General features: G+C 66.8%; 20 protein-coding genes. 12 read left to right on the plus strand and 8 right to left on the minus strand.

What is annotated here, in order from left to right:
• Positions 1-6 precede the first annotated feature (6 nt).
• Complete coding sequence (locus CURSPS6_RS11120; RefSeq protein WP_160319797.1) at positions 7-744, minus strand: TetR family transcriptional regulator; 738 nt, start codon at positions 742-744, stop codon at positions 7-9.
• Between CURSPS6_RS11120 and CURSPS6_RS11125 the strand changes: the two genes are divergently transcribed.
• The 4 genes from CURSPS6_RS11125 (at position 628) to CURSPS6_RS11140 (ending at position 5582) form a co-directional block, all read left to right on the plus strand.
• The gene (locus tag CURSPS6_RS11125; RefSeq protein WP_082470503.1) at positions 628-1281 is read left to right on the plus strand and encodes an AAA family ATPase; all 654 of its coding nucleotides are present in this window, start codon (positions 628-630) and stop codon (positions 1279-1281) included. The two genes, CURSPS6_RS11120 and CURSPS6_RS11125, sit on opposite strands and share 117 nt — an antisense overlap.
• Entirely contained in the window at positions 1278-2867 is a 1590-nt protein-coding gene (locus CURSPS6_RS11130; RefSeq protein WP_030016232.1) for an ABC transporter permease, read from the plus strand. Before CURSPS6_RS11125 ends, CURSPS6_RS11130 begins: the two co-directional genes overlap by 4 nt.
• Before the next feature lie 158 nt (positions 2868-3025).
• Positions 3026-4642, plus strand: coding sequence for an FAD-dependent oxidoreductase (locus CURSPS6_RS11135; RefSeq protein WP_030016234.1), 1617 nt, complete (start codon positions 3026-3028; stop codon positions 4640-4642).
• A gap of 70 nt (positions 4643-4712) precedes the next feature.
• A complete protein-coding gene (locus CURSPS6_RS11140) occupies positions 4713-5582 on the plus strand; it encodes an MBL fold metallo-hydrolase (RefSeq protein ID WP_030016236.1) in 870 nt (289 codons plus the stop codon).
• Positions 5583-5682: 100 nt separating this feature from the next.
• Here the strand turns inward: CURSPS6_RS11140 and CURSPS6_RS11145 are convergent, their stop codons facing one another.
• A complete protein-coding gene (locus tag CURSPS6_RS11145; protein WP_152978143.1) occupies positions 5683-5865 on the minus strand; it encodes a hypothetical protein in 183 nt (60 codons plus the stop codon).
• 231 nt (positions 5866-6096) lie between these two features.
• On the minus strand, positions 6097-7014 hold the full coding sequence (locus CURSPS6_RS11150; protein WP_030016240.1) for an ArgP/LysG family DNA-binding transcriptional regulator: 918 nt from the start codon (positions 7012-7014) through the stop codon (positions 6097-6099).
• A 79-nt stretch (positions 7015-7093) separates the two neighbouring features.
• Between CURSPS6_RS11150 and CURSPS6_RS11155 the strand changes: the two genes are divergently transcribed.
• From CURSPS6_RS11155 to CURSPS6_RS11180, 6 genes are all read left to right on the plus strand, one after another.
• Positions 7094-7831: a LysE/ArgO family amino acid transporter gene (locus CURSPS6_RS11155; RefSeq protein ID WP_030016242.1), complete on the plus strand. Its 738-nt coding sequence runs from the start codon at positions 7094-7096 to the stop codon at positions 7829-7831.
• Positions 7832-7982: 151 nt separating this feature from the next.
• Positions 7983-9889: HtaA domain-containing protein (locus tag CURSPS6_RS12965; RefSeq protein ID WP_416371678.1), on the plus strand; the 1907-nt coding region annotated here is incomplete at its 3' end.
• Between the two features lie 821 nt (positions 9890-10710).
• Positions 10711-12132 (plus strand): UDP-glucose dehydrogenase family protein, encoded by a 1422-nt coding sequence (locus tag CURSPS6_RS11165; protein WP_082470506.1) that lies wholly within the window; start codon positions 10711-10713, stop codon positions 12130-12132.
• Positions 12133-12318: 186 nt separating this feature from the next.
• Positions 12319-12840: a flavin reductase family protein gene (locus tag CURSPS6_RS11170; protein ID WP_030016245.1), complete on the plus strand. Its 522-nt coding sequence runs from the start codon at positions 12319-12321 to the stop codon at positions 12838-12840.
• A 320-nt stretch (positions 12841-13160) separates the two neighbouring features.
• Entirely contained in the window at positions 13161-14432 is a 1272-nt protein-coding gene (gene argE / locus CURSPS6_RS11175) for an acetylornithine deacetylase (protein WP_051687963.1), read from the plus strand.
• Between the two features lie 99 nt (positions 14433-14531).
• Positions 14532-15140 carry a TetR/AcrR family transcriptional regulator gene (locus tag CURSPS6_RS11180; protein ID WP_051687964.1) on the plus strand — a complete coding sequence of 203 codons (609 nt, stop codon included), beginning with the start codon at positions 14532-14534 and terminating at the stop codon, positions 15138-15140.
• A gap of 84 nt (positions 15141-15224) precedes the next feature.
• Here the strand turns inward: CURSPS6_RS11180 and CURSPS6_RS11185 are convergent, their stop codons facing one another.
• The 3 genes from CURSPS6_RS11185 to CURSPS6_RS12575 form a co-directional block, all read right to left on the minus strand.
• Positions 15225-17294, minus strand: coding sequence for a glycosyltransferase family 39 protein (locus CURSPS6_RS11185; RefSeq protein WP_235503767.1), 2070 nt, complete (start codon positions 17292-17294; stop codon positions 15225-15227).
• Entirely contained in the window at positions 17291-18583 is a 1293-nt protein-coding gene (locus CURSPS6_RS11190) for a bifunctional glycosyltransferase family 2/GtrA family protein (protein ID WP_082470508.1), read from the minus strand. The genes CURSPS6_RS11185 and CURSPS6_RS11190 overlap by 4 nt, the downstream gene beginning before the upstream one ends.
• A 329-nt stretch (positions 18584-18912) precedes the next feature.
• Complete coding sequence (locus tag CURSPS6_RS12575; protein WP_051687965.1) at positions 18913-19671, minus strand: hypothetical protein; 759 nt, start codon at positions 19669-19671, stop codon at positions 18913-18915.
• Positions 19672-19861: 190 nt separating this feature from the next.
• Between CURSPS6_RS12575 and CURSPS6_RS11200 the strand changes: the two genes are divergently transcribed.
• Together CURSPS6_RS11200 and CURSPS6_RS11205 are read left to right on the plus strand one after the other, a co-directional pair.
• Positions 19862-20620 carry a response regulator transcription factor gene (locus tag CURSPS6_RS11200; RefSeq protein WP_030016257.1) on the plus strand — a complete coding sequence of 253 codons (759 nt, stop codon included), beginning with the start codon at positions 19862-19864 and terminating at the stop codon, positions 20618-20620.
• Positions 20620-22122: a sensor histidine kinase gene (locus CURSPS6_RS11205; RefSeq protein WP_030016259.1), complete on the plus strand. Its 1503-nt coding sequence runs from the start codon at positions 20620-20622 to the stop codon at positions 22120-22122. The genes CURSPS6_RS11200 and CURSPS6_RS11205 overlap by 1 nt, the downstream gene beginning before the upstream one ends.
• A 20-nt stretch (positions 22123-22142) precedes the next feature.
• On the opposite strand, the gene CURSPS6_RS11210 is transcribed toward CURSPS6_RS11205, so the two are convergent.
• A complete protein-coding gene (locus tag CURSPS6_RS11210) occupies positions 22143-22655 on the minus strand; it encodes a mycothiol transferase (RefSeq protein WP_030016261.1) in 513 nt (170 codons plus the stop codon).
• A gap of 312 nt (positions 22656-22967) precedes the next feature.
• Positions 22968-24056, minus strand: a complete 1089-nt coding sequence (locus tag CURSPS6_RS11215; protein WP_030016263.1) for an LLM class flavin-dependent oxidoreductase — start codon at positions 24054-24056, stop codon at positions 22968-22970.
• Positions 24057-24174 lie beyond the last annotated feature (118 nt).

Below are 24174 nucleotides of genomic sequence, written 5' to 3' on the forward strand. Positions count from 1 at the left end.
TCCGCGTCAATGCCCCTCAGCCGGAGCGTCCTGGAGCTGACGCTGGACGACCGGCCCATACTCGGCCACCATCTCCTCCATGGTCATGTCCGCCAGGGGTTGGACCCGTAGCAGATAGCGCGCGATGGCCACCCCGAGCAGTTCGGGCGCGACCCGCACGGCGCGCTCAATCCGCGCCTTCTCCCCGTGCCCCTGTTCGACGACCCCCTTGATGTTTCCGAAGACGATCTCCACCAACAGCTCGGCGATGTCCTCCGAGGTCATCGCCGAGCGGATCAACGTGCGCAGCACCGGCCCCGTCTCTTCCGCCTCCCACAGTCCCAGGTAGGTTCGCACCAGTCGCTCCCCCAGGCCCTCCGGCGGACCCAGAAAAACTCCCGCGAGTATCGGCGGGATCTTGGTCCGATCCGCGACCGCGGTGACGAAGAGCCGCTCCTTGCTCCCAAAGAAGTGCCGGATCAGCCCGGGGTCCACGTCGGCGAGCGTGGCGATCGACCGGATCGACGTCATGTCATACCCCTGACGAGCGAAGAGTTCGAGGGCCGCCTCGAGGATCGCGGGACGCGTCTCGGCGTCGCCGCCCCGGCGTCCGACGGATCGCTTTCCGGGCGCCCCCTCCTTCCGGGCATGACGGGCGGTGAAGCGATCGATCTTCTCGGTTCCCTCCGCGGTGGTCTCGATCGGGAGCGACGCGAACGCTTGATAGAACGCTTCGAACTCGAGCCGACCAAACGCGGACGGCACTATTCGAAGGGCAATCGCCAAAAGGTCGCGCTCGTGGCAGCCCTCGCCTCCGACGCGGAGCTATTGATCCTGGATGAGCCAACGAGCGGCCTCGATCCCCTGATGGAGAACGTCTTTCAGGAGGAGGTGGCCCACGCCGTCGACCGCGGCGCCACGGTCCTGTTGAGTAGCCACATCTTGGCGGAGGTCGAAAATCTGGCGGATCAACTCAGCATCATCCGCGACGGCGCGACCGTCCGCCGCGGGACGCTGGAGGAATTGCGCGGGGACGCCCGGACCACGGTCCGTGCAACGATCGACCAAGACCCCTCGCGCCTCCCCGTCCGCGGGATGCGCGACGTGACCGTCGCGGGGCGGCAGCTAACGGGAACCGTCGCCCCTCACGACCTCGGACGGGTCATGTCGCAACTGGCCGAGCAGGGAATCCACGCCCTGAGCGTCGAGCCACCCTCGCTGGAGACCCTGTTCCTCGGCCTCTACGGCGAAGCGCAATCCGATTCGGATCAGCCCGCGAGCGCGCCGGAGGCCGATCGATGATCCGCTCATGTGCCGGCGCCTGGACCCTTTTCCGGGCCCTCCTGGCCTTTGACGGGCGCAGATTCTTGCCGTGGATCGCGATCGTCACGGCGCTGTCGGCCTCGTCGTCGCTGGTGTACCCGTGGATTTTCAGCACCGAGAAGGACCGCATGGGCCTGTCCTCGGCCGTCGGCTCCAACCCGGCCTTGAGCCTGATTTTCGGAACCGCAGGGGACCTCACCACGGTCGACGGCTTCGCCGTGTGGCGCGGCCTGGCCCTCGGCGGTTTTCTTGCGGCCCTCGGCGCCATTGTGACGGTCACGGCGACGACGCGCGGTCAGGAAGATTCCGGGCAGGCCGAGCTCCTGGCCTCCGGGGTTCTCGGTCGCGCGGCCCGCTTGCTGGCACCGCTCGCCCTGGCGTGGATCGGGAGCCTGCTGCTCGGGCTCATCGCGGGCGCCGTGACGGCTCTGTGCGGCGCCGATGGGGGCGTCTCGATGCTGCTCGGCGGGACCTTCACCGCGTCGGGCTGGCTCTTCTCCTCGCTCGCGGCCGTCTGCGCGCAGATCGCCTCGGATGCGCACATCGCCAACGACCTCGCCGTGGGCGTCCTCGCGGTCCTCTTTCTGGCGCGTGGGGTCTTGGAGACCCTCGATACCCCGGAATGGACCCTGTGGGCCAACCCGCTGGCGTGGATCAGCCAAACCGAGCCCGGCGAGTCCAACACCTGGTGGCCACTGCTCGCGGCGCTGGGCTTGGCCCTCGTGCTCGTCGGGATCGCCTGTGCGGCCCACGGGCGACGTGACTTCGGCCAGGGCATGATCTCTCCCCGTGGCGGCCCCGCGACCGGCCGGATTCGCGGCCCGTGGGGCCTGATCTGGCGGATCCATCGGGGCACGGTCCTCGTGTGGGTGCTCCTTTTCCTCGTCCTCGGCGTCGTCTTTGGCTACCTCTCGACGTCGGTCCAGGACCTGGTCGGCGGCAATAGCGGGGTCAGCACGATTCTGGCCGCCGGGGCCACGACGCAAGAGGACATCACGCGCTCCTTCGTCAAGACGATCCTCACGCTCGTCGGGATCATCGCCGCGGTACCGGGAATCCAGATGATCACCAGGCTCCGCGCGGAGGAGCTGGCCTTCCGCGTCGAACCGCTCTTGGCCACGCCCCTGAGTAGGGTCCGGCTCTTCCTCGCGCCGGTCGGCCTCGCGCTCATCCTCTCGGCGTTCTTGACCGCGCTGGCCGGGGGCATCATCGTCTCGATCGCCGTCGGTTCGGGCACCGGACTCGAACGGGGTGATTCCATCCTCCAGGTGCTTCTCACGATCCCCGCGGTCTGGGCCGTCACCATGGTCGCCGCCCTCGTGATCGGCAACCGCCCCGAGGTGGTGCCCGCCGCGTGGCTCGGCGTCTTGATCTCCTTCGGGCTCACGCTCCTGGGACCAACCTTCAAGCTGGACGACTGGGCCCTCGGCTTCAGCCCGTTCTGGCACGTCCCCGAGGTTGGCGGCGGGGAGGCGTCCTATACCGGGGTGCTGGTCGTGGCCATCATCGCGGCGGCCCTGGGCGCTCTCGGAACGCTCGGGTTCCGACGCCGCCCGATCTCCTGACCTCTCCGAGGAAGCGCATCGGTCGCGATCGGTGCTGTCGAGGTCGTGACGGATGTTTTCGTCGCATGACTCTGCCTTGCACACGGACCAGCCCTGCACTGTTCCACCGCGGTTTTCCCCTCTACGCTGTGAGGTAAACCTAAATTGATGGAGGACATGTGACTATCGCTCCCGCGTTCGAGCCGCGCGACGACGCCGAACACCACGAGGCCGACCTCGTCGTCCTGGGTGCCGGCGGAACCGGAATCGCCGCTGCCCTCGCCGCCGCGGAACGCGGCGTGAAGGTCGTGCTTCTGGAGAAGGGCAACCGCCCGGGAGGCGCCGCGATGTTCGGGGCCACGGGCTTTGCCGCCTACGAATCCGAGGCCCAGAAGGAGGCCGGTGAGACCTTCTCGGCGCAGGATGCCTTCCACGCCATCACCGAGTACAACCGGCATCGGTGCAACGAGAAGCTAGTCCGGGAGATCGTCGGACGCTCCGGGGAGACCGTGTCCTGGCTCGAGGCCCACGGATTGCGCACCGCCCTGGCCGAGAACGATGAAGCTCAGCACGGCCTCGTGACCGCCCAGACCGGAATCCTGACCGCGCATCGCGAGGCCCGGACGTATCACCGGTATGTCTCCAAATTCGGTGGCTTCAAAAAGTTGCTCGCCTCTTTCGCCGCCCTGGACGGCGTCCTGCTGACCGAGACGGCAGCGACCGACATCGTCCTGGGGGCCGAAGGCGAGATCCTCGGCATCCGTGCCGAAAAGACCGACGCCGGGGCGCCGCTGTCCACGCGGACGGCGTTGAGCAAAGAGGCCGAGGAAGACATCGCTTCCGAGGAAAATAACGATCCCGTCCTCGTGGACATCTCCGCCCGGGCGGTCGTCGTGGGGACGGGCGGATTCGTCGGCGACCACGGTCTGGTTCAGCGGGTCCTGGGTTCCGTCGACGCGGCCCAGCTGCACTTCACGGGCGAACGCAAGGCCGTCGGCACCGGTGGGCAGATCGCCGCGGCCGCGGGCGGCGTGGCCGACGCCGACGTCGCCCTGGACATGCCGGCGTTCACGGTTCCCGGCCGGTTCTCCTCACGCTCGCTCGCGGTGCTGGCCAACCTGCCGCTGCTGTGGGTCAATCGGGCCGGCAAGAGGTTCGTGGACGAGGCCGTGACCTATCGCTTTGGCCATCGGGGGTCCGCCGTGCATCAGCAGGGCGGCCAGTTCTGGATGATCCTGGACTCCGAGACGGTCGAGAAGCTGTCGACGGACGGGCTATCGGACCTCGCCCCCGCCGAGGACCACGGCGCGCCCCTGCCCCCGGGCACCGAGGGAACGCCGGCCCAGCCACAACTCGTGGAAGCCCTGGGCGAGGCCGTGGACTGCGGGTCCGCGTTCATGGGGACCTCGGTCGAGGAGCTAGCGGGCGCCGTCGGCTTCCAGGCCCAGGAATTCGCGGCGACGGTCGAGCGGTACAACCGCGCGGTGGCCACGGGCCGTGACGAGGAGTTCTTCACCCCCGAGCGGGTGCTCCGGCACCGGATCACGGAGGGGCCGTTCTACGCGGTCAAGGTGGTCAACACCGTGCGCGGGACGCTCGGCGGCATCAGCATTGACGAGCGCACCCGCGTTCTGGACGCGCACAGCGTCCCGGTACCCGGGCTCTTCGCGGGTGGCAACGAGGCAACCGGCTTCTACGGGGGAACCTACCCGCAGATCGACGGGCTGACCCTGGCTTTCGCTTTCAACTCCGGCCGCATCGCCGGGGAGGCGGCCGCCGAGTACCTGGGCCGGTAACTCTGGGTCTCTACGAGGACCGCCACCGAGGGGCCTAGGGATATCCACGCAAAGACTGTCTGGGGAGGGGATGAGGCACGTGAACCAGTGGGCCATCGGGAACGTCACCGTCCACAAAATCGACGAGACCCAGTTCTCGTCGCGGATCGGTGCGTGGCTCCTGCCCGACGTGGATCCGGACGACATCTCCGACAGCCGCCACAGAACGCCCGGCGGGGGGATCGCCTCGGGCACGCACTCGTTCGCGCTCGTCTCTGAGGGTCTAAAAATCCTCGTGGACACCGGAATCGGCAATGACAAGCCACGCGCCAACCCCGCATGGGATCATCTCGACACTCCATATCTGGATCGGCTCACGGAAGCCGGCTTCTCGCCCGGGACCGTTGACCTGGTGTTGCTCACCCACCTTCACGCCGATCACGTCGGTTGGAATACCGTCCTCCGAAGCGGACGGTGGGAGGCGACCTTTCCTCAGGCGGAATATGTCATGAACCGCGCAGAACGGGACTATTGGAAAAACGCGGCTCTCGAGCCGTCTCGCGCGGCCATGATCGGCGACTCGATCGAACCCCTCGAGGCCCTGGGTTTGCTCTCATTACCCGACGTCCCGCCGGACGGTCTCGACATCACCCCCGAGGTACGCCTCATCCCGACCCCGGGCCACACGCCGGGACACCTCTCCGTGCTCATCCAATCCGAAGGCTTCCAGGCCCTCATCTCCGGTGACGCACTCCACCACTCGATCCAGGTCGAACGGCCGGAGATTAACGCCAGCGTGGACATCGACGGTTCCCAGGCTCGATCTACCCGGCTCGACCTCCTGCGGTGGGCCGCCAAGGACCACCTGCTCTTGCTCGGTTCGCACTTCCCGTCACCCACGGGTGGCTACGTCGAGACAGAAGGGTCGACATTTCGATTCCGGCCGGTCGGCAACGGCTGAGCCTCGCCTCATGCCAAGCGTCACAGCTCGGCGACGACGGGCAACCGCGGAAGACCATCCTCCTGACCCGCGTCAGACACGCGTGAGTGGGGACGGATCGTCAACCCTTCCGGGAAACCCACCAATAGCTCAGGGTCGCCGCTAAGGAAATCCCACCGCAAAAGATCCAGAGATCCACCGACCAGATGGTGTCCCAGAAGCCCACACCGGCGTCCGGGTCCCTATCCAATACCGACGACGCCACCGCAAAGAGCACCAGCTCCATGACGAAGACGCCGGCCAACCGCAAGGCACATCGTCGACGCGCACGGCGCCGCTTCACGGGGTCGGGGTTTGGTGCCCTAGACCTCTTTCCCGCCGCATCAGACCCCCCTCGATATGATGCGGGTTATATTATTTAAAACTTCAGGAACCGACCATAAATAGTGTTGCAGATCACTTACCAAGGGTGTTGCGCGACCCCAAAGCCGCGTCGAGTTTCATCAAACCCCCTGATCAGACCCGAATAGCAGACCTACTGCCGCAACCTTTCCCGCGCCGTCTGCCGGATAACCTCCGTCACGGTCTGCAAGGCCGGGGAATCGATGGTCCAGCGTTGCCAGTACAACGGGAGGTCCACGGGCTCGGCGATCAGTGGGACCAGCGACCCATCGGCCAGATCGTCCGCGGCCTGGAGATCCGGCACGGCGCCCCAGCCCATGCCGAGCCGCACCGCGCGGTAGTACTGGGTGGACGAGGGGATATACACGCGGGGAGCCTCGTATTGGGGGCGCACGCCGTGGGCTTCGGCCAGGTGCTCGGCCATGTCGTCGAGCATCACGTCCTTGCGGTCGAACTGGATCATCGGGGCCGCGGCCAGTTGCCGCTCGGTCAGCCCTCCACCCACACCGGAAAGCTGGGGAAAGTAGTAGTCGACGTAGTCGGGGGCCGCGGCGATCGTGTAGCGCGTCGTACCCAGTAGCTCGACCGAGCACCCTTGAACGGGTTGGGGGTCGACCGTCAACGCCCCCATGACGCCGCCGGACCTCAGGAGACCCGAAGAATGACGCTCGTCCTCGCGTCGGACCTCGCAATAGATTCGCTCTTCCCGCGGGATCCTCGCGAGCGCGTCGAGGAGCCATGTGGCCAGCGAATCCGAGTTCGCGGCGATGGCGAGCCGTCGGGCCCGATCCTCGCCCGCCAACTCCCGCTCGGACTCCACGGTCAGCAGTTCGATCTGCCGGGCCAGCCGCAGCACGGCCCGGCCCGGATCCGTCGGCTCGACGGGATTCGAACGCCGCAGGAGTATCTGACCGCAGGCCTGCTCCATCGCCTTGATCCGCTGGGAAATCGCCGACGCCGAGACCCGCAGCACGATCGCGGCCTCCTCGAAGGTCTGCTCCTCGACCACGGTCGCGAAGGTCCTCAACTGTTCGGCGGTGAATCTCTTCATGCACCCATCATAAGGTAAGCTTAGGTATCCTAAAAAACCTTAGCTGTACTGTTTGTCGCGCAGTCCCTAGCTTGGAGTCATGACCGTCGACTTCTCCACCATCCTCCTGGGACTGGGCACCACCCTGGCCCTGATCACCGCCATCGGCGCCCAAAACGCGTTCCTCCTCAAGCAGGGGATCTTGGGGCGACCCATGCTTCCGCTCATCGTGTTCTGCATCCTGGCGGACGCGGTGCTATACGCGGCCGGAATCGGCGGCATGGGATACATGGTGGAGAAGGCCCCGTGGGTGCAGACGGTTCTCCTGTGGGGCGGGGTCATCTTCATGACCGCGTACGGGGCCATGGCCGCCAAGAGGGCGATCTGGCCCAGCGGCGAGGCCCTGGTGGTCACTCCCGAAGACGCCATCGGGCCCAACGCCCACTTCCCGGAGGGCCCCTCCGACGAGCCGGCGGGGGGAGCAGAAGGCGGCGTCGCCCTGCGGCAGCGCACCCCAACCCCGACGCGGGTCGCCGAGTCGACGCAACCCACGGTCCTCGCCCTGCTCATGACCTGCGCGGCCATGACCTTTCTCAACCCGCACACCTACCTGGACACCATGGTGCTCATCGGCTCGGTCGGCAACCAGCAAGGCGAGACCGGGCGCTGGGTCTTCCTCATCGGCGCCGTGCTCGGCTCGACCATCTGGTTCTTTGCCCTGGGATTCGGGTCCCGGCTCCTTCGCCCCTTGTTCGCGCGCCCGGGCACCTGGCGGATTCTCGATGGCATCATCGCCCTGATCATGTTCTCCCTAGCCGCACACCTGATCCTCAACTAAGGCGGAATACCGGGGATCCCCGGGCCTCGATCCACTGGAAGTGAGGGTTGGTTATCTTTACAGTTAACCCATCCTCACTTCGCCTGTGGAAAGGTTTCTTGTGGCTACATCCATCTCGCACCTCAAGCCAATAACCCTCGCCTGCGGAGCCATGCTCCTGGGCACGTTCACGGTTCCCCTAGCCCCGGCCCTCGCGGCCGAGACCCCGACAGGTTCCGCGTCGGTGTCCGTAGCGCCCGGGGACGAGACCCAGCAGACGCAGTCGCTGAGCTGGGGTATTCGGCCATCCTTCGTCTCCTACGTCGGCGGGCATCACGCCATTGGCGACGGTGTCGCGGAAAACAACGGCATTTACACCTTCCCCACCACCTCTATCACCGGCGACGAGCACCACCTCGACATCAGAGGCAAAGGTTTCGTCCAGTTCGCCGCGCACTGCACGCACCCCCAAGACCTGGCAACCTGCGCGTTGAACATGACCTTGGCGAATCCGAAACTCGTGCTGGACCCGCAGGGACAGTCCACGCTCACCTATACCGTGACGACCCGTAATTACCAGTCCGGACAGGTCGAAGGCCCGCACGAGGTCGTGATGGCCACGTTGGGCCTCGCAGGGGCCACCCAAACGACGCAAGGCAACCACGTCACCTGGACAAATATCACCGCCAATCTCACCAAAGACGGAGCCCATGCCTTCTCGGACTTCTACCAGGAAGGCGCGCCCCTGGCGCCCGTGAGCCTCAGTTACATCGGCAAGCCACTCAGCCTCGAGTCCAGCGATTTTCGCATCGGACCATCGTGGGATTCCCGGGCCGACATCACGGAGGTCAACAGGGTCTTTGCCGTGGGCAATCGCTTGGTGCACGCGGTGGGGCAAAAATATGGATACGATCCCGTCAAGCTGACCACCGTCGACCCCGAGACGATGCAGGAAATCTCTTCGACCACGCTCACCACGAGCCGGAGCGTGCCGATGGCCGCGGATTCCGCGGCGGGGATCTTGTACGTCTACAACTCGGATACCGGGGCCATCGAAAAAATTGGCCTGGACGACAAGGGAGCGCCCGTCCGGTTGGGAGCCCTCAGCAAGACCCTGGAGATCTCGGGCGAGCCGTTTGAGATGGGCTTCGACCCCGCCACACGCACCCTCGCGGTTCTCAGCCTTGGCAAAAATGGTGCCGCGTGGATCACCTATGTGGGCCCCGACGGCGCCGTCGAGGCACATGAGCTGCCACGACCCGAGACGATTTCGCCGCGGCTGACCCAATTGCTGGCGGAAGGCAAGCGGCTCCAGTCCAACGACTACTACGGAGATCCCTACGTCCGCTACGCCCGCAGCCTGGTTCCCCTCAGCGACGGATCGTTCCTCTACGCCCCCGGCTCCTACGTGGAAGATCCCGAAGGCAACCTGCTCCACCGCGGATACCTCTTGCACTTCAAACGTGGCCAAGACCCCGTGGAGGAGGTTCCCCAGAGCGCGCCCGCGAATGCCCCCGGCATCGACTTGCGTGGGTTGGCCACGGACGGGCAGAACATCCTGCGGTGGAACGTTGCCTCCGGCGCATACTCCGCCACCCAGCGACTCAACTACACCGACGGCACTTTCACCGTCGCCAAAAAGAGTGGCGCACCGAACGAAGGAGCGGGCGAGATCGCCGAAATGCTCTTCGACGGGGACAAAGCCGTGACGATCGACGCCGCCCACGGGCGTCTCATCTGGTCCACGCCGGACGGAACGACGATCTCCACAATGCCCCTCCCCGGTCTCGCCAAGACCAACCAGGAAAACCTGGTGGCCACGCGCTTGGCGTCCGGTGACCTCATCATTCCCACGGCCGGAGAGGACAGCGGCGGCACCCGTCGGCTCCAACTGTTGCGGCTGATCCGGACCGCTCCCGCCACGACGACGCCGGCTCCGGCCCCAGAAGTTGCCCCAACGCCCACCACCCCGCCGGAAGAAGCCCCGGCTCCGGCTCCGGCTCCGGCTCCGGCTCCGGCTCCGGCTCCGGCTCCGGCTCCGGCTCCGGCTCCGGCTCCGGCTCCGGCTCCGGCTCCGGCNGATGCCAAGCCCGCCCCGGCTCCTGACAAGCCCAACCCACCGGCTGAGACGACCCCGATCAACCAGCCCGCCCCGCCGGAGCAGACCACCCCGGTCCCCGACAAGCCCACTCCGCCGGAGCAGGCCACGCCTTCGCCGGACGTTCCCTCCCCCAAGGTGACGCCCGAAACGAAACCGATCACCGACTCCAAGCCCACCGAGGTGCTCGTCACCGAGGCGAAGGATCAGAGCCCGGTCACCGATCCTTCGACGACCCCAGAGAAGGACACGGTCACGCCCGCGTCGGCCGAGGCCACCGCCCCTGAGCCTCCCTCGGTTCTGTCCTCCACCGATTCGCTACGTCCCGCCGGTCACACTCACGAGCGGTCGGAGCGGACCGAACAGGATCCGGGCAAGCACCTCGCGTCAGGGGACGCCACGCCCCAGGCCTCGTCCGAGGATGCCACCGAGCGCACCTCCGCCTCGAAGGGTGCGGCGGCCTCGGCCTCGACGCAACGTGCTCAGGCCGCCGGCGCGTTGGCCCGGACCGGCGCCGAGAACGTGGACATGTATCTGGCCACCGGGGTCGCCGCGGTGGCCGGCGGAATCCTGCTCACCCGCCAGGCCCGATACCGGGCACGTCACGCGCGGAAGAGCGCCGATAAGTAGGCGTCACCGCTTGTGTCGCGCCGGTTCCGTCGCGAACCGGCGCGACACATCGTCGTGAGAGCTTTCGCGGCTCGTCACGGGATGTTCAACTCGACGTCGTATCCGCGAGCCTACGGTTGACCGACGAGGAATCCGCCGCGGCGGGTTCTCCCCCGGTCAAAGGACGCTGAGTATGAAAATCGCAATTTTCGGGTCGGGTTACGTCGGTCTGGTCACCGGCGCGTGTCTGGCCGACGGAGGCCACCACGTCACCTGCATCGACGTCGATCCGGGACGCGTCGAATCCCTCCAAGCGGGAGTCTGCCCCATCTGGGAGCCGGGTCTGGAGGACATGCTTCGCTCCAACGCGGATCAGGGGCGCCTGGAATTCACCACCTCCGCGCAGGAAGGCCTCGCCGAGGCCAAGGTGGCGTTCATCGCCGTCGGGACCCCGCAGAGCGCGGACGGGTCGGCCGATCTGAGGTACGTCGATTCGGTCGCGCGCGACGTCGGCCGCCTGGTCGACCACCAGCTCCTCGTGGTCGACAAATCCACCGTTCCGGTCGGAACCGCCGAGCGCGTACAGCAGATCATCGATGCCGGCCTGGCCCACCGCGGGGTCGAGCACCGGGTGACCGTGTGCTCGAACCCCGAGTTCCTCAAGGAAGGCGCGGCGATCCAGGACTTCAAGCACGGCGAACGGATCGTCATCGGAACCTCGTGCGCCCTGGACGAGCGGACCATGCGCGACGTCTACGAGCCCTTCAACCGCCAGCACGAAAAGATCCTGGCGATGGACATCGCCTCCGCGGAGATGACCAAGTACGCGGCCAACGCGATGCTCGCGACCAAGATCAGCTTCATGAACGAGATCGCCGCGATCGCCGAGGCCACCGGCGCCGACATCGAGAAGATCCGCGTGGGCATCGGCTCGGACTCCCGCATCGGGTATCAATTCCTCTACGCCGGCGCCGGATACGGCGGCTCGTGCTTCCCGAAGGACGTCGCCGCGCTCGCCCACACCGCCCGCATGACCGGGTGCCAGCCCCGCATCCTCGAGGCCGTGGACGGCGTCAACGCGCACCAAAAAACCACGATGTTCCACAAGCTCACCGAGGCCCTACCGGAGCTCGACGGCGCGACCGTGGCGGTCTGGGGGCTTTCTTTCAAGCCCAAGACCGACGACGTCCGCGAGGCTCCCTCCCTGTCGCTGGTCCGCTCGCTCCTCGACGCGGGGGCCAGCGTTCGCGCCTACGACCCTGTGGCGACGGATACCTTCCGCACGGCCTTCGGGGAGGACTCCGCGGCCATCACCTTCACCGAGAGCAGCTTCGATGCCCTGGCCGGCGCCGACGCCCTGGCCATCTGCACCGAATGGGAGGAATTCCGCGTCTTCGACGCCGACCTGCTGGCCTCCCGCATGAGGGGCCGCGTGATCGTCGACGGGCGCAACCTCTACGAGCCGGCCCGCGTCGCGGACGCCGGGTTCAGCTACTCGTCCATCGGTCGCCGCACGGCGCTGCCCGACATGCCCGTCGGCCCCGTCCTGCCGCCGCGGCTCGGACCGCCCGCGCTTCCCGGCCGTCCCCTCCCCTCGGAGGTCTCGGCCCGATAACCTGAGGCGGGAGAGAGCGGAATCGCACGCCCCGTCGAGCCGGGTCGAGCCGAATTCACATTCGGGTCACAAACGGTGATGGGGCGTAAGAATCCGACTCACCGCGAACGGCCTCGGTCACCCGATCTATCGTGACCGTAAGGGCACGGCTCGCGGGCGCACGGAACACCGCTGAAAGGACGATCGATGACTCAGGCGAGTCCAGAGAACAAGGAAACGATCACCGAGATCTTCAAGGAGATCTTCGGCCATCACCCCGCCGGCGTCGCGATCATCACGGCCGCGAGCGAGGAAGGCCCGGTGGGGCTCACGGCCTCCTCCGTCTCCTCGATCTCCGCGGATCCCGCGATCCTCGGCTTTTCCCTGGCCGCCCGGCGAGGCTCCGCCGCGCACGTGGCCGACGCCGAGACGTTCCTGGTGCACCTGCTCGACGCCGAGAACGTGGAGCTGGCCAAGTCTTTCGCCACGCACGGCGCCCCGCGCTTCGGCGACACCATGAACTGGGAGACCCTCTCGACCGGTGAGCCGTTGCTGACCGACGTGAGCCGCGTCCTGCGATGCCGCACGCTGACCCAGGCCCAGGCGGGCCCCGCCCTGGTCTTCACCGCAGAGGTGCTCGAGGCCTCCCGCAACGAACACCCGGGGACCCCACTGGTCTACCACCGCAGGGCATTCCACTCGCTCGGCGATCACTCGTACATGATCTAAATACTACTTTCGAGTCCGATGTAAAAATTGTATAAATTTGCTTAACTTGTTGAAATAAAGGCGCTCACCCCTCGGGGACACAACTACCTTGGGGATGGCTGGGTTGCCGCGACACAAAGTGCGGCAATCCGAGGTGGCGCGATGAGACCCCCATAGATCATCCGCCCTGAAGCCTCCGGAATTCACTGACGGCATCCATCCCCCAAGTCGATGCCGTCGCGTGAGCGGCAACCCAGCGTCTCAAACTTCCCTCCGTTGTGTTCATCGACCTGCACCGGGCGTGCACATGCCGCATGTATGGCCCAGACTAGGCTGGTGACATGGGCGACAATCAGGAATCTACGACACTGAATAGCAACACGACGACCGAGACACCCGCTTCACTGGAGACGATCTTTGCTCTCCTGCGGTGCGACTCCATCAGCGAAACCTCCAACCTCGAGGTCATCGAATACATTGAGGCCGCCTTCGCGCGCTTCGATATTCCGACGCACCGCACGTACTCGGACGACGGGCAGCGGGCTAATCTCTTCGCGACCGTCCCCGCGCACGACGGCACCACGACCGGTGGCGTGGTCCTCTCGGGGCACACCGACGTCGTGCCGGTCGAAGGCCAGCCCTGGGACACCGATCCCTTCGAGCCGACCATTCGCGACGGCAAGCTCTACGCGCGCGGTGCCGCCGACATGAAGTCGTTCATCGGTGTGGCCCTCTGGATTCTGCCCCGCGTCGTCGAGACCCGGTTGAGCGAACCCATCCATTTCGCCTTCACATACGACGAGGAGCTCGGTTGCCTGGGCGCGCCCCGCATGATCGAGGAGTTCGTGGGCCGGGGCATCCAGCCGAAGTACGCGATCGTCGGGGAACCCACCCTCATGAACATCGTGGTCGCGCACAAGGCACCGCAGCGCGGTCGGCTCACCTTCCGCGGCGTCCCCAAGCATTCCTCCCTGGCCCCTCAGGGAATCAACGCGGTGCGCTACGCGGGCGATTTCATCCACTTCTTCAACCAGCTCGCCGACGACCTGCGGGAGAACGGCCCACGCGGTGAAGGATTCAACATCCCGTACACCACCGGCGGGGTTAACGTGGCGCGCGGCGGCTCGTCGTACAACATCGTGGCCGACCGGTGCGTCCTCGAATACGACTTCCGCATCGTCCCCGGGACCTCCCCGGACGAGCTGGCCGGGAAGATCCGCGACTACCTCCGCACCGAGATCGAACCTTCCCTGCGGGCCGACGTCGAGCGGGTGCGCGCCCTCGGACAGGCCGACGAGAAGGCGCTCTCCCAGGTCGGCGTGGACTTTGAGGTGCTCGCCAGGGTTCCGGCGCTCAACACCGCGACGGATGCCCCGATCGTGGCCTTTGCCGAGGAACTAGGGGCAGTCCTCGACGGCGGCGGAGAATCAACTCACGTTTCCTATGGAACGGAAGGCGGCCAGTACTTCGCGGCAGGGATCCCCGCGATCGTATGCGGCCCGGGGTCTATCGCACAGGCCCACACGGAAAACGAATGGGTCGAACTGGCCCAGATCGATGCCTGTGAGAAATTCATGGCGGCTCTCCTCGAGAAGTCCGCCGCAGACCACTAACCAGGACGAAACGGTTCTCGGCGGCGTGCCCGGCACGCGATTACCCTCGGGTAATGCGCCGAGCCAATTCGGCCGCTGAGAGACAACGAGGAGTGGGACATGCCCCGGAAACGGCGCACGGACGACGAGCAAGCCCGCAAGAGCATCATCGGCACCGGCCGAGATACGTTCGCGCGGAGCGGGTTCTACAACACCACCATGGACGAGATCGCCGACGGCGCCAAGCTCTCCAAGCCGTTCCTCTACCGGTACTTCAAGAGCAAGGACGATCTGTACCTCGCCGTGATCGAGGACTGCGTGGACCTCTTCCTCGAAACCGTCCTCACCCCGTTGCGCGCGGGCAAACTCACCTCGCAGGAACGCACCGAACAGGCCATCACCGTGCTCACTGACCTGGTGGTCGAGCAGCCCGAGGCCTATAAGCTCCTCTTCGAGTCGGACATGCTGAAATGGCCCGACGTCGCCGACCGGGTCAATAATCTCCGCGGTGAACTCGTCGAGACCCTCACGGACGTGCTGCACCGGGAGTCGCGATTCACCGATCTGCCGTCCTGCCGCCTGTGCGCCGAGGCGATCATCAGCGCGGCCCTGGCCTCGGTCAAGGTGATCGGGGCCGCCGAGACCTCGGAGGAACAGGCCAAGCTGAGCAATGTCTTGCTGCGTTTCGCGTGGGGCGGCGTGCTCCACATGGACGATCACCTGAAATAGCCGACCGTCCCGCGGACGCGGGAGGGTGCGCCGACGCGGCCCCGGAACTCACCTGGAGTTCCGGGGCCGCGTCGTGTCGGGGAGCTACGAGGACAGGTCGTAGACGGTCGTGCCGCCGACGGTCGTGGCCGTGTAGTGCGCGGCGACCCACTTCTGGATCTCGGAGGAAGACGAGCTGCCGCCCGGCGCTCCCCCGCCGCCCATGCCTCCCGAGACGAAGTACCGGATCTCGCCCTGGGAGACCATCTGCTGGAACTCTTCCAGGCTCGGGTAGGGGTCCGATCCCATCCACCCGCCGATGTCCAGCACCTCGGTGTCCGAGGCGACCATGTATTCGGCCGCGCCGGTGGCCCCGACGGTCGCCGCGGAATACTTGGTCCCGGCGTCCTGCAGCAGCTGGGTCAGCTCGGCGTTGCCCTGGCCGTCGCCCGGTGCCCCTTGGCCGCCCTGCGCCTGCTGAGCGCCCTGGCCTCCGGCGCTCGACGGCGCACCGCCCATGCCCCCCTGAGAGGCCGCCGCGGCGGGCCCGGCGGTCGGGATGGATCCCGAGTGAGCGTTGCCCGCGGTCGCGACGCCCCAGGACGCGCTGCCGAGGCCGCCGAAGACCAACGCCGCGAGCGCCAGGATGACCCCGCCCTTGCGGAGGCCTCGAGCGCCGCCGATCTCGTCGAGACGCGCCACGATCGCGACCGCCGTCAGCGAACCGCCCAGCAGCATCGTCCAGCGGATCCACGGCAACCAGTCGGGCGCCCGGCCCTGCATGATCGCGAACCCCCAAATGACCGTGGCCAGCAGGCCGATTCCCAGGACCCAGCGCACCGGCGTGTAGGTCCGTCCCCTCCACAGTTCGACCGCGCCGATCCCGACGAGTGCCGCGATCGCCGGGGCGAGAACCACCACGTAATAGGGGTGAATGGTTCCTTCCATGAAGGAGAAGATCCCGGCGTTAACCACGAGCCAACCGCCCCACAGCATGAGGGCGGCTCGCGTGACGTCGGTCCGCGCGGCGTGCCGCGTGAACCACAGGCCCGCCACGAGCACGATCACGGCCGCCGGGATGAGCCATGAGATTTCGGGGCCGAAGCCCGAGTTGAACATGCGCAGCATACCCGCGGGCCCCCCGAAACTGCTGCCACCGCCGGGTCCTCCGCCGCCCATCGCGCCTCCGGCGGCCTCAGCGGCACCGGTGCCCCCGGCCTCTGCCGCTCCCGACTCGGCGCCGGGCGCCCCGCCGGACTGACCGAGAATCCTCGCGAGACCGTTATAGCCCATGACCAATTCCCAGAAGGAGTTGCCGTTGGTTCCCGCCATGTAGGGGCGCGAGCCCTCGGGCCAGAGGGAGAACACCGCGGCGTACAGGCCGACGGGAAGGCACACGCCAATCCCGGCGAGGACGACGTCGCGAATCCTCCGGAGCCAACCGCCCCGGGCCGCGACCGCGAGGACCAGGACCAGCGCCGGGATGGTCATGAATCCCTGGAGCATCTTGACCAGGAAGGCCAGCCCAACGACCAGCCCCGCGGCGACCATCCACCACCCGGAGCGGGATCGGCCCGATGCGCCGGACTGCACCGCGCGGATCGTAAAATACGCGGCGAGGACCAGGCACAGCGTGAGCATCGCGTCCGGGTTATTGAATCGGAACATCATCACGGCCACCGGCGTGACCGCCATCGTGGTGCCCGCGATCAGACCCGCAATGGTGCCGTTGGTGCGCCGGACCGCCAGATACAACACCCAGACGGCCGCGATTCCCATGACGGCCTGCGGAAAGAGCACCGTGAAGGAATTGAAACCGAAGATTCGTGCGAAGAGGGAGGGAATCCAGTAGGCCGCCGGCGGCTTGTCCACGGTGATGCCGTTATTCGCGTCGAGGGACCCGAAGAGCATCGCGGTCCAGGACTTGCTGCCGGCCCGGACGGCGGCGGCATAAAAGCTGTTGCCGTACTGGGAGATGGTCAGATTCCACAGGTAGAGAACCGCGGTGCCGATCATCATCAGCGCGACGGCCGGTCGGGCCCATCGAGGGTCGCCGTCGCGAGGGGCCAGCAGGGCCCACCGCCCGCGGGATGTCGTGTGTGTGGTCATGGTGTGCGAATGCTCCTGGGTGTGGTGGTCGGTGGTATCGAGGGTTGCCGTGGTCGTGGGGCTCATCGGCCGGCCTTGGGGTTGAAGACCCACCACCGGAAGAGGAGAAATTTCAGGAGGGTCGCGGCGAGATTGGCCAGGATCAGGGCGGTCGCCTCGACCGGAACGCTCGGATCCCCGACCCGGTGAAGGCCCCACAGCGCCCCCGAGGTCAAGGCCCACCCGAGGCCGAAGACCACCAGGCCTTGGACGTGATGTCCCACGGCGCCGCGTTTGCCGGTCACCCCGAAGGTGAAGAAGCGATTGATCGCGGTATTGGCCACCGCCGTGACGAGCAGGGCGATGAAGTTCGCCCACTGCGCGTCGACCACGTGCCGGAATCCCCAGAAGATCAGCAAATACGCGAGGGTCGATCCGAGACCGACCACCGCGAACCGCACCACCTGCGAAAACAAGGCATTCGTCTGTCCGGCGATGACGCCGCGGCCCAGCTCCTCACGCAGCGCCGAGACAGGTATGCGTCCGCTGGCCATCGCTGCCGAGAGCCGGACCATGCCCTTGAGGTCGTCGATCGCCGTCCCGACGACGTCCACGGAGCTGTCAGGATCGTCGGTCCAGTCGACGGGGACCTCGGCGACCCGGAGCCCGACCTTTTCCGCGAGGACGAGCATCTCGGTGTCGAAGAACCACGCGCCGTCGTCGGTGTGGGGGATGAGCCGGCGGGCGACGTCGGCCCGGATCGCCTTAAAACCGCATTGCGCGTCGGAGAAGTGCGCCCCCATGAAGGTCCGGAGCAAAAGGTTATAGCCGCGAGAAATGAACTCTCGCTTGGCGCCCCGCACGACGCGCGACCCGCGTGCCAGGCGCGTTCCGATCGCGAGGTCCGAGTGCCCCGTCACCAGCGGGGCGATCAGCGGGTGGAGCGCGGCCAGGTCGGTGGAGAGGTCCACGTCCATGTATACGAGCACCTCGGCGGCCGGTTCGGCCCACACCCGCCGAAGGGCGTTGCCGCGGCCCTTACGGTCCAGGTGAACGACCCGCACCGGGGGCAGCTCCCGGGCCAGGCGTTCGGCGATGATCAGGGTCCGGTCCGTGGACGCGTTGTCGGCGACCGTGATCGAGAAGGTATAGGGGCTGTACTCGGCCAGGTATGCGGAGAGGCGGCGGATGCACGCCTCGAGGTCGGCCTCCTCGTTGAAGACCGGGATCGTGACGTCCAGGACCGTGGTGGCGCCCTCGACGTCGATGGGTTCCCGGCCGATATCGGTGACCCGGGAGGCCGCCGGGATGACCCCGGTCGGGGTCTCGACCGGTCCGTCGGAAACGTGCGTGGAGTTCTGGGCTGAAGTTGTCATTCCACCACGGTCGTTCAGCGGTTTAAGAGGGCCGTATGGCCGGACTGTGGTGGGGCTGTGAGAATTTTTCGACGGTCACGGAAAGCCGGGAACCGGGCGGTGTTAAAAGAGAAGAGGCCCGTGTTTGGGGGAACCACAACCACAAACACGGGCCTCTTCGACCCCGAGCGTACCTTAAGAAGCTCAAAGCTTCTCAGGCCCTAGGGAGAGGGCTCGGGGGGCCTGAACGTACCGGCACGTCAACCGTGCAGTACAAGTTTTTGTCAACGACACAATCATTTTACCGCACCAGGGCGGCGATCGCATCGTCCGCCATCAAATTTACACGCTCAACCGCCTCCTTGGCCAGGCTGTGACGCGCCGGCCTGATCCGGCGCGTCCTCGGGCGGGGCCCCGCCTTCCCCGGCGCCCGGCGTCGAGGCGCCCGCCTGACCGGCCGCGGAACCCGTCCCGGCATCTTGCGCATCGGTGATCTTTTCCACAGTGCGACGGTCCCCACTCTTGGTTCCCGTCACGGACACCCGGTCGCCCGCGGAGAACCCGGACACCACGGCGGAATCCTCGACCGTGTACGTGGCCCGGTACTCGTCGTCGGACTCTACGGTCACGGATTCCTTCGAGACCTCGGTGATCTTGCCGGTCTGCATCAGGTTCGTCACGTACGTGCCGTTCTGCTGGGTGACCGACTCGGTGTGCAGCGCGGTCTGCCCACCCCCGGCGCCTGCGGCCTGGGCGCCGGCCGCCGAGCCGGATTGGCTGCCCGAGCCTTCCGGGGAGGATCCCTGTTGCGTGGAGGAGCCCTGCTGACCCCCGGACTGGTCACTGGCGGATCCGGCCCCGGCCAGCCCGAAGGCCGCGCCTGTCGCGCTTCCCGTCACGGCGAGCGCGAGGGCCGCGGTCGCGATGGTCTTCTTGGCCGTCCACCTCCCGGGCGCGGCGCCTCGAATTTCGTTCCACTCGGAGGCCGGCGATCCCCACGCGGGCGTGCGGCCCGTCGAGGAAGACGGGTACTGGGTGTGGGTCCTCATGGGCGACGTCCGAGGGTGGCGGTGCGAACCGCTCGTCTCGGCGGGATCGTGGTGAGTCATTCAAGGTCCTTTCGTCGGTCTCGGGTGCCCGGCGAATGCCGCTCCGTTCGGGGCGGTTCGCCTCCCGATAACCCGAGCCTGGCGGGCGAACATAAGCGTGCGCTGTGCCGTTCCGCAGGCGTGCCTGTGACCTTGCGTTTCCGGGCCATTTCACGCCCACGCCGTCGTGACAAGCCACTAGTCTGTGACCATGAGCCATCAGCCGAGCGCGTCCTCCACCGCAGACATCGCCAAGAATCTTCCCGTCCTCGAGCATCCGGACGGAAGCCCGATCCGCGCCCTCGTGGTCGACGACGAGGCGATGCTCGCGGAGCTGATCAGCGTGGGACTGCGCATGATCGGCTGGGAGGTCCAGCACGCCGGTGACGGCCCCACGGCCCTCGAGACCGCGCGCCGCTTCGGCCCCGATGTCCTCGTTCTGGACATCATGATGCCCGGCTTCGACGGGATCGAGCTCCTCGGGCGCATCCGCTCGTTCCTTCCGGAGGTCCCCTGCCTGTTCCTCACCGCCAAGGACGCCGTGGACGACCGCATCCAGGGCCTCGCGGCGGGCGCCGACGACTACGTGACCAAGCCGTTCTCGATGGAGGAGGTCATGATCCGCCTGCACCGCCTGGTCCAGCGCTCGGGCATCGCCGTGGCGGACGACGCCGAGCTCGTCGTCGGCGACCTGGTCCTCAACCAGGACACCCGCGAGGTCACGCGCGGCGGCGAAGATATCAACCTGACGGCCACGCAGTTCGAACTCCTCCGGTATCTCATGGAGAATCCCCGGCGCGTGGTGTCGAAGGCCCAGATCCTCGACAACGTGTGGAATTACGACTTCGGCGGCCAGGCCAACATCGTGGAGCTGTACATCTCCTACCTGCGCAAGAAGATCGACGTCGGGCGCGACCCCATGATCCACACCGTTCGAGGCGCGGGCTACGTGATCAAACCGGTCTCCTGATGGCTTCGACCGCATCGCGAGACGGGCTCCGCCCGACGCCGTCCTGGCACCCGGCCGGGTGGCGGCTCCGCACGCGCCTGATCGTGATCCTCTTGTTATTCCTGGGCCTCGCCTGCATCGCGATCGGCCTGGTCAGCTACGGGGCGATGAATGCGACGCTGAAGAACCAACTTCACGGCCAGCTCTCGGACGCGTCCCACCGCGCGACGACCTTTTCCGGGGCGCGCCCCGGCCAGACCGGAGGATCCACGGGAAACACCCCGCCCAACCCGTTGAACGCCCCGGGCCAAGCGGCGGGAACGCTCAACGCCCGGTTTTCCTCCCAGGGATTCGTCTCCGGGGGGATCCTGGACTCCGGCGGCGAGGCGCAGAGCCTGACGCCGGGCGATCGGAGCACGCTCCGGGAGATCCAACCGGGCGACACGCACGAGGTCGACCTCTCGGCCGGCGACTACCTCGTGGTGGCCGAACCTGATCAGTCGGGGCAGCTCGTGGTCACCGGCTTGCCGCTGACGGGCGTCCACCACACCTTGCGTTCCCTCGTCGCGATCATGGCCGGGGTTTCCGGGACGTCGCTGCTCTTGGCCGTGGTCCTGGGGTCGGTCGCGATTCGGCGCACCATGAAGCCGCTGGAACGGGTTTCGGCGGTGGCCACGAGCGTGTCTCGGCTCGACCTGGAATCCGGGCAACTACCGGCGGCCAGCCGCGTCTCGTCCCACGACGCCCGCCCGGACACCGAGGTCGGCGCCGTCGGACACGCCTTCAATCGCATGCTCGACAACGTCGGCTCGGCGCTCACGGCACGGCAGAAGTCCGAGGATAGGATGCGGGAGTTCGTGGGGAACGCGTCGCATGAGCTGCGCACGCCCCTGGCCTCGATCCGCGGGTACTCGGACCTCCTGAAGTGGACCGAGGACTTCACCGACGACGGCCGCACCTCGCTCGAGCGCATCGACTCGCAGTCCCAGCGCATGGCAGCGCTCGTCGAAGACCTCTTGCTGCTCGCTCGCCTGGACGAGGGCCGGGAACCCGCGTGGGAGAGCGTGGACCTGACCGAGCTGATCGTCGAGAACGTGGCGGACCTTCAGGTCGCCGCCCCGGGGCACGAGTGGCGCCTCGACCTGCCGGATGAACCGATCACGGTGCGGGCCGACCCCCGGCAGATCCAACAGATCCTGGTGAACCTGCTGTCCAATGCGCGCAAACACACCGAGGAGGGCACGCGCGTCACCACCGCGCTGAGCCTCTCGGCCAACGGGCGCGACGCGGTGCTGACGGTGACCGACAACGGGCCCGGCATCGCGCCGGACTTCCAGGACAAGATCTTCGCCCGGTTCGCCCGAGCCGACCACGCCAGGTCCGGCGAGGTGGGCACCACCGGTCTCGGCCTGGCGATCGTCAAGGCCCTCGTCGAGGCGCACGGAGGCACCATCGCGGTGACCTCGCGCCCGGGTCATACCGAATTCGAGGTCAGGCTCCCGGCCACGCCGGAAGCCCGGTGACGCACCGTCCCGGCCTCGGATTACTCGAAGGTGGAGCGCATTCCGGTGACGTACGTGGCCTGGCCGATGTGCTGAAGCGCATCCTCCGAAACGCTCACCAGTCGAGCGGCCCGGGTGACCGGCGGGTCCCAGTTCTCGTCCACGACGTCGTCGAGATCCGACGCCGTCAGGGAAGCTAGGTACTCGAGTTCGTCGTCAACCACGGCGTCGAGGTGCTCGAAGAGCAGGTCGACGTCCTCGACGACGATCGACCTCGCGCGTTCCGAGCTGTGGCCGTAGCCCAGCTCGTGCTCCTCGAGGTCGAGCCCGAAGCGCCGGTCGAAGCCCTGGGCGGTCCACACCGGCTCTCGGCCGGACATCGCGCTGACCTGTTCGTCGATCTCCCGGGCGGTGTGCCACAACAGCCAGGCGATCGAATTATCGTGATCCCCCGGGTGATAGTTCAGCATCTCGGGCGTGAGCTTGTCCTTGAGCCGCGCGGCGGCCTCTGAGGGTCGGTGGGCCAGGTCTTGCAACAGTGAGATCGCATCCATGCCTGCGACGATACGCCCCGGATCGGGCGACCGTAACCCCGGGTCAGAAGCGAGGATGCCGCCCGTGGGCCGTGTCAGACACCATAGCCAAGCTACCTTGTTCCGAGACGTGGCGGCCCGTAAAGTAATCTTCGCTCGAGCGGTGTGTTGGCTCAAGAGCCGTTCGGGGGTTACCCCGGGCAGAGTTCTTGTACGCTTCACTTGCCCGGGCGCCGGGTCGGCCCGGGGACCTTTGGTTCTCGGCCGACCCCGTCCCTTTTAAGCGGCCTTCCCCGATCGGCCCGTCCCGGCGCCGGACGCCGTCCGGGTGCGTCAGCCCGCGTCCCTCAACAGAGGCCGGACCCCTTCACCGAACCAGTACGCCTCTTCGAGGCACGGATACCCTGACAGCACGAACTCCTCGAATCCCACGGCGGCGTACTGCCGGATGAGATCCGCGACTTCTTCGTGGGATCCCACCAGCGAGGTTCCCGCCCCGCCTCGAACCAACCCGACGCCGGCCCAAAGCCCCGGGTGGACTTCCAGGTCCGAGGAAGAACCGCCGTTCAAATCCAGCATGCGACGCTGCCCCGTGGACTCCGAGGCGCGCAACGCGCTTTGCTGACGCGCGATGAGCTCGGGTGAGAGGTTCTTCAGCAGGCCCTCGGCCACCGCCCAGGCCTCCGCCGAGGTGTCCCTGGAAATCGTGTGGAGCCTGATCCCAAATCTGATATTCCTCCCCCGCTCCGCGGCCAGGGAGCGGATCCAGTCGATTTTCTTCTTCGCCTGCTGGGGCGGCTCACCCCAGGTAAGGTACACGTCGGCATGCCGCGCGGCGATCTCCCCCGCTTCCGGCGAGGAACCTCCGAAGTAGATATTGGGCCGTGGCTCTGGAACCTCGGCGAGGCTGGCCTGCTCGACCGCCAGATGATCGCCGGCGTAGTCGAAGGGCTCGCCGCCCTCCCACAGCCTGCTCACGACGTCGAGGAACTCACCGGTTCTCGCGTACCTTCCCGGTTTGTCCAGGAAGTCCCCATAGGCCCGCTGTTCCGCGGCTTCGCCGCCGGTCACGATGTTCAGTTCGAGGCGTCCACCGGTGATCTGCTGGTAGGTCGCGGCCATCTGAGCTCCCAATGTTGGCGAGAGCGACCCGGGCCGAAAAGCCACCAGGAATTTCAACCGCTCCGTGTGTTGGGCTATCGCCGCCGTGGTCAACCACGAATCGCGGCACCACCGGCCGGTGGGCGTCAGGACGGCCTCAAAGCCGTTGAATTCGGCGGCCTGCGCGACCTGGCGAAGGTACGCGAGGCTGGGCTCCCTCTGGCCGGCGGTGTAGCTGATATCGGCGCCGTGGCCGCCAGAGACGATGCCTCGGGAATCGCCATTCGTGGGAAGAAACCAATGGAACTTCAGATCGGGCATCTCGTATTCCTCATTTATAGACCTACATTGAAATTGCCAACCTACGACCGAATCCATCCAAAAAACAGACCCCCCTTCATCGGGATTCATGAAAGGTTCAAAAAGTGACCCTCGATGA

Origin of the sequence: Curtobacterium sp. S6 (genome assembly GCF_000710345.2) — a bacterium.
Taxonomy (GTDB): Bacteria; Actinomycetota; Actinomycetes; order Actinomycetales; family Micrococcaceae; genus Rothia.

Excerpts from the sequence above, each read along its gene's own strand:
- CURSPS6_RS12575 (WP_051687965.1), bottom strand. The coding sequence starts at position 19,671 with ATGACTCACCACGATCCCGCCGAGACGAGCGGTTCGCACCGCCACCCT.
- CURSPS6_RS11155 (WP_030016242.1), top strand. The coding sequence starts at position 7,094 with ATGACCGTCGACTTCTCCACCATCCTCCTGGGACTGGGCACCACCCTG.
- CURSPS6_RS11140 (WP_030016236.1), top strand. The coding sequence starts at position 4,713 with ATGAGGCACGTGAACCAGTGGGCCATCGGGAACGTCACCGTCCACAAA.
- CURSPS6_RS11125 (WP_082470503.1), top strand. The coding sequence starts at position 628 with ATGACGGGCGGTGAAGCGATCGATCTTCTCGGTTCCCTCCGCGGTGGT.
- CURSPS6_RS11210 (WP_030016261.1), bottom strand. The coding sequence starts at position 22,655 with ATGGATGCGATCTCACTGTTGCAAGACCTGGCCCACCGACCCTCAGAG.
- CURSPS6_RS11215 (WP_030016263.1), bottom strand. The coding sequence starts at position 24,056 with ATGCCCGATCTGAAGTTCCATTGGTTTCTTCCCACGAATGGCGATTCC.
- CURSPS6_RS11130 (WP_030016232.1), top strand. The coding sequence starts at position 1,278 with ATGATCCGCTCATGTGCCGGCGCCTGGACCCTTTTCCGGGCCCTCCTG.
- CURSPS6_RS11180 (WP_051687964.1), top strand. The coding sequence starts at position 14,532 with ATGCCCCGGAAACGGCGCACGGACGACGAGCAAGCCCGCAAGAGCATC.
- CURSPS6_RS11185 (WP_235503767.1), bottom strand. The coding sequence starts at position 17,294 with ATGAGCCCCACGACCACGGCAACCCTCGATACCACCGACCACCACACC.
- CURSPS6_RS11150 (WP_030016240.1), bottom strand. The coding sequence starts at position 7,014 with ATGAAGAGATTCACCGCCGAACAGTTGAGGACCTTCGCGACCGTGGTC.
- CURSPS6_RS11165 (WP_082470506.1), top strand. The coding sequence starts at position 10,711 with ATGAAAATCGCAATTTTCGGGTCGGGTTACGTCGGTCTGGTCACCGGC.
- CURSPS6_RS11200 (WP_030016257.1), top strand. The coding sequence starts at position 19,862 with ATGAGCCATCAGCCGAGCGCGTCCTCCACCGCAGACATCGCCAAGAAT.
- CURSPS6_RS11170 (WP_030016245.1), top strand. The coding sequence starts at position 12,319 with ATGACTCAGGCGAGTCCAGAGAACAAGGAAACGATCACCGAGATCTTC.
- CURSPS6_RS11205 (WP_030016259.1), top strand. The coding sequence starts at position 20,620 with ATGGCTTCGACCGCATCGCGAGACGGGCTCCGCCCGACGCCGTCCTGG.
- argE (WP_051687963.1), top strand. The coding sequence starts at position 13,161 with ATGGGCGACAATCAGGAATCTACGACACTGAATAGCAACACGACGACC.
- CURSPS6_RS11190 (WP_082470508.1), bottom strand. The coding sequence starts at position 18,583 with ATGACAACTTCAGCCCAGAACTCCACGCACGTTTCCGACGGACCGGTC.